At 68.6% G+C, this 10,064-nt stretch carries 12 protein-coding genes; 3 read left to right on the top strand and 9 right to left on the bottom strand.

Annotated features, from left to right (window positions below; genetic code table 11):
* Positions 1-116 precede the first annotated feature (116 nt).
* The 9 genes from ACF088_RS18365 to ACF088_RS18325 form a co-directional block, all read right to left on the bottom strand.
* A complete protein-coding gene (locus tag ACF088_RS18365; RefSeq protein ID WP_392376808.1) occupies positions 117-632 on the bottom strand; it encodes a hypothetical protein in 516 nt (171 codons plus the stop codon).
* 24 nt (positions 633-656) lie between these two features.
* Positions 657-1,220 (bottom strand): hypothetical protein, encoded by a 564-nt coding sequence (locus tag ACF088_RS18360; RefSeq protein ID WP_392376807.1) that lies wholly within the window; start codon positions 1,218-1,220, stop codon positions 657-659.
* A gap of 388 nt (positions 1,221-1,608) precedes the next feature.
* On the bottom strand, positions 1,609-2,718 hold the full coding sequence (locus ACF088_RS18355) for a hypothetical protein (RefSeq protein WP_392376806.1): 1,110 nt from the start codon (positions 2,716-2,718) through the stop codon (positions 1,609-1,611).
* Positions 2,719-2,734: 16 nt separating this feature from the next.
* Positions 2,735-3,604 (bottom strand): GntR family transcriptional regulator, encoded by an 870-nt coding sequence (locus ACF088_RS18350; RefSeq protein WP_392376805.1) that lies wholly within the window; start codon positions 3,602-3,604, stop codon positions 2,735-2,737.
* Positions 3,585-3,968, bottom strand: coding sequence for a hypothetical protein (locus ACF088_RS18345; protein WP_392376804.1), 384 nt, complete (start codon positions 3,966-3,968; stop codon positions 3,585-3,587). The genes ACF088_RS18350 and ACF088_RS18345 overlap by 20 nt, the downstream gene beginning before the upstream one ends.
* A gap of 50 nt (positions 3,969-4,018) precedes the next feature.
* Complete coding sequence (locus ACF088_RS18340) at positions 4,019-4,780, bottom strand: VWA domain-containing protein (protein ID WP_392376803.1); 762 nt, start codon at positions 4,778-4,780, stop codon at positions 4,019-4,021.
* Positions 4,781-4,843: 63 nt separating this feature from the next.
* The gene (locus tag ACF088_RS18335; RefSeq protein WP_392376802.1) at positions 4,844-5,068 is read right to left on the bottom strand and encodes a hypothetical protein; all 225 of its coding nucleotides are present in this window, start codon (positions 5,066-5,068) and stop codon (positions 4,844-4,846) included.
* 1,874 nt (positions 5,069-6,942) lie between these two features.
* Positions 6,943-7,284 carry a hypothetical protein gene (locus ACF088_RS18330; RefSeq protein ID WP_392376801.1) on the bottom strand — a complete coding sequence of 114 codons (342 nt, stop codon included), beginning with the start codon at positions 7,282-7,284 and terminating at the stop codon, positions 6,943-6,945.
* A 115-nt stretch (positions 7,285-7,399) separates the two neighbouring features.
* Positions 7,400-7,603, bottom strand: a complete 204-nt coding sequence (locus tag ACF088_RS18325) for a hypothetical protein (protein WP_392376800.1) — start codon at positions 7,601-7,603, stop codon at positions 7,400-7,402.
* Between the two features lie 271 nt (positions 7,604-7,874).
* On the opposite strand from ACF088_RS18325, the gene ACF088_RS18320 reads away from it, so the two are divergent.
* From ACF088_RS18320 to ACF088_RS18310, 3 genes are all read left to right on the top strand, one after another.
* Complete coding sequence (locus ACF088_RS18320) at positions 7,875-8,192, top strand: hypothetical protein (RefSeq protein WP_392376799.1); 318 nt, start codon at positions 7,875-7,877, stop codon at positions 8,190-8,192.
* A 172-nt stretch (positions 8,193-8,364) separates the two neighbouring features.
* The gene (locus ACF088_RS18315; protein WP_392376798.1) at positions 8,365-8,874 is read left to right on the top strand and encodes a hypothetical protein; all 510 of its coding nucleotides are present in this window, start codon (positions 8,365-8,367) and stop codon (positions 8,872-8,874) included.
* Positions 8,875-9,010: 136 nt separating this feature from the next.
* A complete protein-coding gene (locus ACF088_RS18310) occupies positions 9,011-9,889 on the top strand; it encodes a hypothetical protein (RefSeq protein ID WP_392376797.1) in 879 nt (292 codons plus the stop codon).
* Positions 9,890-10,064 lie beyond the last annotated feature (175 nt).

Here is a 10,064-nt window from a genome sequence, read left to right as displayed (position 1 = left end):
GGCCGAGTGGACGTTGTGGGGGGGTTGGGGGGGGGGGGGGGGGGGGCGGGGCGGGCGGGGGGGGGGGGGGGGGGGCGCGCCGGGCGGGGTGGGCCCGGCGCGCGGGCGAGGGGTGCTCAGCCGATGGTCGTTGGGGTGATCCGGGTGTCGTCGTGGTCGAGCGCTTCGCCGGGACGCAGGAAGCGCCCGGTGTCGATGCGGTGCTGGCGGGAGACGGAGGACTCGGTGTCGTAGTCGCCGTAGTGTCCGATGGTGGTGTCGCAGCCACAGGTGCATGGCGGCATCGGCTCTCCCTGTCCGTCGCGGGTGAGGTGGCAGCCACCGCACGCGTCCTGGTCACCGGGGTTCTCGAAGGCGCAGGCGCACTCCCAGGTTTCGCAGCCCTGGCACAGGGGCCATTCCTCGTACGGATTCCTACCGAGCTGGACACCGCACTCGGCGCACCGGCCCCAGATGAAGCCGTGCCTGTCGGCGGACTCGCTGATGATGTCGTAGAAGTCGGCGCCGGAGGCGTCCGGCAGGGCGAGGGCGTTGAGCGTGACGCGGGCCAGCACGATCGGGTTGGGGAGGCTGGAGCGGGTGGTCACCAGGTCGGCGGCCCGCAGCAGCGCGCGGGCCAGAGGGTCGGTCATGGTGGCGAAGGGGTGCTTCAAAATTCAGCCCTCCAACTCGGGGCGCACAGGGGCGAGTTCGCGGGTGACGGTTTCGGTCTCCCACAGGGCGGCCTGCTCGCGGCGCAGGTCGTTGTAGCAGCCGAGGTCCGGGATTCCGGCATGGCTGTCGCGGGGGGAGGCGAGGAACAGGACGTCCGGGTCCTGCTCGGGTGCGTTCCAGTCGCGCTGCTCCTCGTACCATTCGCGGAAGAAGGGGAGGGTGTGGAGGATACGGCGGGCGTCGTCGAGGTCCTGGCCGTTGACGACGAACGTGTACGGCGCTTCTCCGTCGTGACGCTCGGGCCCGGCGTAGGTGAGGGTGTATGCGCGGCCGGGTACCGGGGGGCCGCAGAGGTCGGTCAGGCGCTCGATCACCTTGACCAGCTGGTTGTGCGCCTCGGCGTTGTGGGCGTTCTTCGCTTCGTTGAAGTCCTGGCGGACTTCGTCGGTCAGTTCGCCGTCGGAGTCGAGGTAGCCGTCGATCTGGGCCTGGTGGCGGGCCGTCATCTGTCGGAACTGGGTGAGCAGCGGGTGGATTTCACCGATGAAGTCGATCGTTTCAGCCAAGCGAGAGTCCTTTCACCGGGGACGGGGAGGGCTGCGTATGGCAGCCGGAGCCTCCGAGACCTTGCAGGTGAGGTGCGAGCATCGGTCAGGGGGCGTTCGGGGAGTCGAGAAAGACTCACCCTTTGACACTTAAGATATTACCACAGGTGTGGCTCTTTTTCCAGGTCAGAAGGGGTGCGGAGCCGTTCCGGGCGTCGCCCGCGGCGGGGCGAAACCGGCCGCTGGCGCCGGCCAGGGCGTCATCAACCACAAAAGCCGGTGCCGTGACGAGCGACCTCGCTCGTCACGGCACCGGCTTCAGATACGGATACCGCCCGTTGGGCTTTTGCCCGCTGGCGACGCCTTCGGTCAGGCGCCGGGTACGTCAATCACCTTTCCCGTCGGCAGGTCAGGCATCGCTGTCGGCGCTGTCCGTGCCCTTCGGCTCCGCCGGCAGCCTCCGCTCGGCCCGCTGTCGGCGGGTCTTGTAGCCCTGGAGCGTCTCGAGGAACCAGTACGGGCGGTCCATCTCGTCCAAACCGTCAGGAGCGGGGAACGACCGCGTCCCCGACGCCTGCACACCTGGCGTCGCCCAGACCCGGAGGCTCTGCTCCGAAAGCCCAGTTACCTCCGAAGCGTGGTTGATGTAGTAGCGTCGGCGCTCCTGCGGGCCAGGCTCGATGGTGGGGCGCACCGGCCTCCAGCGGCCCCGCTTCTTCTGCTGGATCCGCTCCTGGAGCTCCGGCACGAGGTTGCCGCCCTCATCCATGTAGCCGACGGCTTTGCAGAACGCCACGAAGACGTCCCGCGGGTAGCGCGGCTCCCGGGCATCGGCTTCAGGCACTGCCATGCTCATGGCCTCGGCGACGGCCTTGAGCGCGGAGACAGGCGTGGTGGGCCGCGCCCGGCCGGCCGCGGGAGCGCGGTGCCACTTCTGCACGGTCTGGCGGGGGAGACCGAGTTCTTGCGCCATGTCGCTCAGGCTCATGCTGAACGTCTGGAGGTACCAGAACGGCCGGCCCACCTCGTCCAAGCCGTCCGGCGCAGGGAACGAGAGCGCGGCCCGCTCACACCGCGCGTACCGCTGAACAGCACTGTGCGGCAGGCCCGTGAATTCGGAGACGTGGTTGACGTAGTAGCGGAAGCGCTGCTCCGGACCCGGCTCGATGGTCGGGGCCACCGGCACAAAACGGTCAACTTCCTTGTGCTCGACCCCATCCTGCGCAACGACGCTGCCGGCTTCGTCCAGGAAGCCGGCCGTCAGGCTGCCGACCTCGTCCATGTAGCCGACGGCCTTGCAGAACGCCACGAAGACGTCCCGCGGGTAGCGCGGCTCCTTCGCATCGGCCTTCGGCACCGCGACTTCCATGGCCGCGGCGACGTCTTTGAGCGCGGAGACGGGCCTGGTGGATCGCTCCGGAGAATCCGGCGCGAAATGGTGCCATCTCTGTACGGCCTCGGGGGCGACGCCGAGCTCGTGCGCCATGTCGCTCAGGCTCATGAGTTCTTTGCTGGTCACGGTGCCTTCCTGTCTTTCATCCGTATGTCGGGGTTGAGATTACGTCAGTGGTGTCCCCCCATGGGATTGTGCTGCTGACATTGGCGCCCCGGACATGGGCCACGACCGTGGCACCGCGGGGACCGGTGACAAGGACACGCCGGTCCTTGAGGCTGCGTACTGCCTCCTGAGCGCTGGCGATGGTGTACCCGTGCTGCTGGGCCAATGCCCCGGCCGTGGGGAACGCCGAGCCGGGCGGGTAAGCACCGTCCTCGATGAGTTCCTCGAGCCGTCGCGCCAGCCGCCGGTAGGCGGCTGTGCCGCGGTGGCTGCCCGCGGCCGGGGTTGCCGGCCCGGTGACCGGCTGCGTGGGGACCAGGTCGAGGCCGGGCAGCGGCTGAACCGGCACAGGTGGAGTTGCAGCAACCGCGACACCGCCACTCGTCCGGGTGAGCAGACCTTCATCCATGAGCACCTGCTGCGCCTGCCGGACGGTTTTGAGGCCGACGCCATAGGTCGCGGCCAGGTCACGCTGCGCGGCGAGACGGTCTCCCGGCTGGAGGGGGCCGGCGAAGATCTGCTCACGAAGCAGCTCGGCGAACTGGAGATGCACCTTGCGGGTATCGGTGCTCACCCGAGCTCCCGGCGCCGTCTCCTCACCGCGCCAGGGTCGCCCGTGCTGCAGGACCACTGCGTAGCACGGCTGGCGATCCGCGGCCTGGGCGTAGGCGTTGTTGCGGGCCGCGGCCGTGGCCAGAGCTGCATCGCGGCTGGGGCGCGGCAGGATGTCGCCGGAAGCGGAGAGCCACACGGCCCAGGGCTGATCGGCAGGCCCAAGGAGGCCGCCGGCGGTGGCGGTGTCCGTGGACGCCGGCCGCAGCGGGTGGTCAGGCGAAGGTGAGGTCATGGCAGGAGCAGCCTTTTCGGGTACAGGGAAGCCGGCCGTCATCGCTCAGTCTCCGGGTGTGCGCGGTGTCGGAGTCTCCACAGATGCACCGTGCTCCCGGCAGTCGGCCGGCTTCGCGGCGGCGGGCGTCACGCTCGGCGAGCGCGACGCAGCGCTCCTGTTCGGCCGCGGCCTCGGTCAGCAACGCGTCCAGGCCCGCTCGATCAAGCGGGCCTTGCAGCTCTGTGGTGTCGATCAGTGACAGCGCCTGGCCGAGGGCCGGTTCGCGCTCGATGTGCTCGAGCAGCAGCTGCAGGCCGGAGACAAGCGTGCCGGCGCGCAGGGCCTCGCGGGCGTACGTCGGTTCGGGGTTCGTATACGTCATGAGATGTCCTCCTCCAGGGGCCGGCCGCGCACGGCCGGCCCTGTGGTGGGTCAGCGCACGATTCCCTTGGCGCGGGCCTGCACAAGCCAGGTTCGGAGCTGAACGCTCAGGTGGTCGTAGAGAGCCTCGTCCGCCACGTGATGAGGGTCGGCCGCAGGGAAGTGGCTGGCGTTGTCCACGGCTCGGCCGGTCAGCTCATCCAGCTTGTCCAGGAACTCGATCTTCTTCCCGTAGCCGACGAACGCCCAGAACAGCGGGTAGACGGAGGCCGCGCGCAGCGCCGCCGCGGCGGCGTGCTGCTTGGAGGGGCCGCCGTCGGTCTGGAAGATCACCAGGGCAGGTATGCCCTTGGCGTGGGCCGGGGAGGCGAGGTGCTGCTTGACGACGTGGTCGATCGCCTTCTCGTAGTGGGTCGCGCCCATGGGGCCGAGCCCGCGGTGAGCGGACTCGATACGGCCGGCGTAGTTGTCGAGGCTGACCTCGGTGGTCCCGTCGATCGCGGTGGAGAAGAACACGACCGGGACCGTGCCGTCGTCATCGAGGTTGCGGGCCAGCCCCAGGGTCTGCTCGGAGAGGTACTGCACGGAGCCGTCGCCGTAGTGGCCACGCATCGACCCCGACCGGTCCAGGACCAGATAGACCGCGGCGCGCTGCCCGTTCAGGTCGTTCTTGCGCAGGCTGACGTCGGCCTTCTTGATGAGGTCGGTGACCGAGGTCCGCTGCACCGCGGCCGGCGGCGGGGCCGGGGTGGGGGCGTCCGGGGAAGCGGGCGTGGGCTGGGAGACGGAACGGGAGAACAGATTGTTGAACATGGATCTCGCTTTGCGGAGGGGGCCGGAGCCCGGGCGGATGTGGTGGAGGCGTGGGGACCGCGGCTACGCCGCGGTCCCCGGCCAGCTGACGGTGATGCGGACCTGGGCGGCGTCGAGGGCCTCGCCCACGGCCGTCCGCAGGACGTCGAAGTCCGCGGGGTCGGCCGGCGCGCGGTCCCAGTAGAGGAGGGTGTCGTCGACGGTCGTGGGCTCGATGTCGCCCACGGCATCCGTGAGGATCTTGGTGGCCAGCTGCCGCACGGTCGCGGTGTCGGGGGTGTAGGTCATGTGGTCGCTCCTAGGGACTAGATCGCCCTTGCGGGGCGCACGGTGTGAGACTGACGGGCCGGGCCTGTGGATACGGTCCGTTCCGGCGCCGCAGAGCGGGGTTGGCCGGCGAAGTGTGCGAGGTGGTCGCCGACGCCGCGTGCTCCGGCCAGACGATGGTGGAGGCCGGGGCCCAGACGTCCCGGGCGAGCCCGGCGTAGCGGAGACCCGCCAGGACGGTCACACAGCAGCCGGTGACCGCCAGAAAGTGAGCTTGGCTGGCCTCAGCGGTGACGGTGCCAGGCCGTCTGTCCACGAGGGCGAGTCGAGGATGCACTCCGACTGCCCGAGGAGCCGGTCGTGGTCGCCGTTGCTGCGACCGTCGGGCTCCTCGGCGCGTGCATACATGGACTTGAGGAGGCCGGGGCACGAAGGCGCCGGCCGGAGCAGTCCTGCCGGGCCGAGCCGGAAGGGACGGCATGGGGATGCTCTCCTTCCCGCGAGGCAGTGGTGGTGCGGTGGTGGCCGGGGTGTCGTGGCGCTGCACCGGAAAGAAGGCATGACACCCCAAAAGGCTATCTTGACAATTAAGATATTACATAGATGGGTGTCGGGTGGCAACCGGCCGCAGCGCGCCAGAGCAACGCCGGCATCCACACGGTGCATGTGAGACCTCGGCCCTGGCGAGTGAGAGCTGGGTCAACGTGTCGGCGCTAGCGAGGTGAGGTACTGGTCGGCCCACCGGGCGCAAGGCCGGCAAGACGCCTGGGTCCACGCCGGCGGTCCGGATGCCCTGGGATTCCCGCGGCGGCACGCCCGCACGGTGTAGTCGAGGGCCCGGTAGAACCCAGAGACGACGTCGCCGAGGTCGGGCAGGAGGGGGAACCCCACCGCGGCCGGACAGTCGCCGAACCCGAAAGAACTGCCGTTCTGCGAAACCCGGAGCGGATGAGGCGGCAGGACCCACCCCTCTCCCATCACCGGCACACCATCGATGGTGAGGACACCGACCAGAGCGTTGACGCGGAGGGCGGCGGCGAAAGCGCGGTGTTCGGCAGGCCGGAAGGGGTGGCCGTCATAGTCGGTCGCTGCTCGGACCTTCCCGGCCTCGATGTCATCGGCCGTCTGATCGAAGTCTGCGGCCCAACGCCATGCGGTTGCCGGAGAAGGGTGGTGTGGAAGAGGTATCTGCTCGTAGCGGTACAAGTTGCTCCTAACGATGCGTTGTTGACAGGGGCGACGAACCGCGGGACCCACCGCTGTCCAACTGCTCATAGCGGGGTAACCGGATGGACAGGCACGGTGATCAGGAAGTCGCGGCAGACGCGGCTGACGGAAAGGTGGTACACGCTGAGGCGAGGGCCGGGCCGGAAGCTCTGGCACTGGCCTGAGCAGTGCTCACACAACCCGATGGAGGTCTTCATGAAGCAGCTCTCGCATCGGGTGTGGCTGTCGGTTCCCAGGAAGTGCCCCCGATAGGGCCGGCGGGTCAGGCGGGTGCAGGTGTGGCACGTGTACCAGCCGAGGTAGTTGAGCCCCTCTTCCGTCACGCGGAAGAGGCCGCTAGCAGTGGCCTTAGTCGCGAAGCCTCGCTCGGTGAGCGAGTCCAGGATGCGTTCGGTCTGCGAGGGAGAGCCGATCTGCCATCCGCACCCGCGTTGCCAGGAGGCAGAGTTCAGGGCCGCAAGGTTGTTCAGTGCACGTTCCTGACGGGGGCCGAGACGGCGCTGGCGAGGCAAACGGGCTCCGGGGCGATGGTGGATGGTGGGGTACTTCGCCTTGCTACGGAGGCCCTGATGCTCCGGCAAGCGCCGAGCGATGAGACGGGTGTGATTCACGCAGCCTGGCAAGGAGCCGGGATGGGCAGGCCCGGACCCGGGCCTGCCCCTGCTCAGTCAGAGGCAGATGTCGATGAGGTAATCACCGGCGGGGATGAGGGCACGGCTGGCCAGATCGCTCAGCAGAAGCTCGGGGGTCGGCTCGGGTGCTGTGCCGTTCTGCCACGCCTTTATCTCGGCGAGGGCCTCCGGCCCCACGCCCGGGCGTGGGACGACCTCACCGTCACTTACGTGGGCGGGGTGGGTGAGGACCAGCTCGGCGATGTGCAGGGTGTCGTGGTCGAGGCTGTCCACGGCCCTGGCGACGCTGTAGGGGCGGCCGTACTGGAACTCGATGAACCGGTCAACGTCAGAGGCATCGACGCAGTTGTAGGAGTTCCGGGCGGATTCAAGAAGCATCAACGACCCCTTAGGAGTGGGAAGTGGTGTAGGTGTCCGGACGAGATCGGGCGAGCCGTCCGGCCAAGCCCGGTCGCGTTGGTGCTCGGTCCGGACCGGACCGAGCACCAACAGGTCACGGGCATGAGGTGCAGCAGTGGTCGTCCGGGTACTGGGGGGCCGGGCGGAGGTTCCGCAGCATCTGGCCCAGGCGGGTGAGTTCACCGTCGAGGGCGTACTCGGCGCGGAAGTCGCGGTTCGCCCGGGCAGTGGCGGCCAGCTGCCGGATCGTGGACATACGGGCCTTGATGGCTCCGGCGGTGTGGCTCTCGCTCTTCATGCGGCACCCCTCCCTGGGCTTACTTGACACTTAAGAGATTACAACGCCTTCCGATGTGAAGTCAAACTAAAGGTGTCGAGGTGGGGCGGCCCTCGATGTCGCGACTTGCCTTCGCGTGATCAATCGAAGTAATATCTTAGGTGTCAATTGCTGCGGCAGTTGCTCTCACCGGTGCCAGAGCGCCAGACACTCCCATGCCTGCTCGCACCCCTACTTCCCGCCGGACACCGCACGTCGCGCCAACCGGCCCCTGACCAAGGGAGATCAGAACTTGAAGAAGAAGTCCCCCCACACCGCGACGATCACCGCCATGCACAAAGACGGGAGCGTCTGCCCGCTGACCGGCCCGCACCAAGCCACCGGCCGGAACTCCGGACCGGCCTGTCGCCGCCACGGAGACCGCCAGTACTGGGTGGTGTGCACCTGCGGAGCGGGCATCCCCGCCACAGACCGACTCGACGCCATCGTCACCAAGGCGACACACCAGGCCCGCCACCTTCGCCCGCTCACCGTCCGCTACACCGTCGACGACGGAGACGCGAAGGGCCCTCACACCATCCACTGCGAATTGCAGCCCCTGGCCGCCTGACACCGCTGGCTGGCCGAGTCAGCCGCAGCGGCCCCGACCAGCCAGCCAGCGCCACGCAACCGCACTTGCCACTGTCCACAGGACACCCGCAGCACCGTAGAACGGCCACATCCATGAGCGAGTTCGCTCCAGCCGCAGGCCGCACTTCGCCAACTCACGAGAGGCACCCACGATGACTTCCAGCACCCACCGCATCGCCCTCGCCAGCACCATCACCGCAACGGCTGTCCTCCTCACGGCATGCGGGAGCTCCGGCCCCATCAAGCACGGCATAGTCAAGGACAAGCGCGGCCACTCCGCGCGCCCGGCCACCCCCGTCTTCCATAACACCTACCGCCAGAAGAACTGCCGCACCGTAACCACCAACGCCGCCACCATGTCGCTCACCGCCAAGGCGGCCCTGACCGGCTCGCGCGGCGGCAGCAGCTCCGGCGGCTCCCGAAGCGGCAGCTTCGGCAGCTCCAGCGGTAGCCGCACCAAGCCCAGCGGGCCCAAGCTGAAGAAGCCCACCACCCCCAAGAAGCACAAGGTCTGCGACCGGGTGTTCGCCGGCCGCGTGCAGACCGACCTCGATTACCACCCTGCCGTCTGGGAGCTCAAGCTCAAGGACGGGGACCGCACCGGGTGGAAGAAGGTCAGCAAGAAGCTCTGGAACAAGACCCACGTCGGCGACAAGATCTGACGGCACATACAACCCGCTGGGCGGTGATCGGCATCACGCCGACCACCGCCCAGCGCTGCTTTCTGTCCACAGACAGAACACCGCATCGTCAGTACGGCGGCTGACCGCCTCAGCCGGACCTGACCTGCGAGGGACCATGCGCTTCATCATCAACGTCATCACCGACATCCTTCTGATCACCCTCGTGGTCCGCGCCTTCGGCATGCGGGCCAAACAAGAGTGGGGCCAGCTGACGGCCTCGCTCTTCGGCTGCGCCGTCCTGGCAGGATGCGTGTGCTTTCCACAGCCCATGCTCGACATAGCCAAGCGCCTCCTGGAGACGCTGGTCGGACATACCGACGGACACACAGCTGCCCCCCACCCCAGCCCGCACCCGCAGCACCCCGACCACTCCACCACTCCCACAGCCGTCCACCTCCCGTGGGAAACGCTCACGGCATGCGCAGTGACCGTCGCCGTCCTGGCAGCCCTGACCATCACCGCCCGCAGCCTGCAGCGGTACACCCGCCGGCGTGCCAGGGAGCGCACACGACGGGCGGAAACCGAAGGTCGCCACGACCGCGTGTTGGACGCCTACGCCGCCTTCACCACCGACGTTCTGGCTGTCCTGGACCGTCCCGCGCTCGCGGACGTCACCGTCCCCGAAACCGAACGGCTCATCCGGTCCCTCGACGCCGCACGAGAAGCCCGCATCGACCGCAGCGACGGCTACCGCTCATCGGTCCAGGAACTCGAACTGGCCTGGAAGGCCGCCGACCGGCACGCCCGCAAACAGGGCACCGCCCTCCTGCCGCCGAACGAACGCCGAGCAGTCCAGCAGGCCCGCCGGCTGCTCACCACAGCCCTCGGCATCAGCGGAAATGCCCACGAGCGCCACCTTGCCTACCGCCGCGCCATGCGCTTGATCGAGCCGATAGTCGACGTGCCCAGTGCGGCAGTCGCCGCGCTGACTGCCGGCGCCCTTCCCAGCCTGCCGCCGGCACCCTGCACCAGGACCGTGCCTGACCCGCGATGACAGGCCGACGGCACGTACGCCACATCTCCACTCTTGGCAGTGGGCCCGGTCGAGCGAACCAGGGCAAATAGAAAAGAGGCCCGACCTGCATCGCAGGTCGGGCCCACCTCATGTCCACCCAGTCTTCACCGGCAGGACGAACTCAGCTCTTCGGCGCCCACGAGCTAGTCGGCAA

Origin of the sequence: Streptomyces sp. NPDC015125, from assembly GCF_043080045.1 — a bacterium.
In the GTDB taxonomy this organism is placed as follows: Bacteria; Actinomycetota; Actinomycetes; order Streptomycetales; family Streptomycetaceae; genus Streptomyces.
This window is presented reverse-complemented; position numbering and strand designations above follow the sequence as displayed.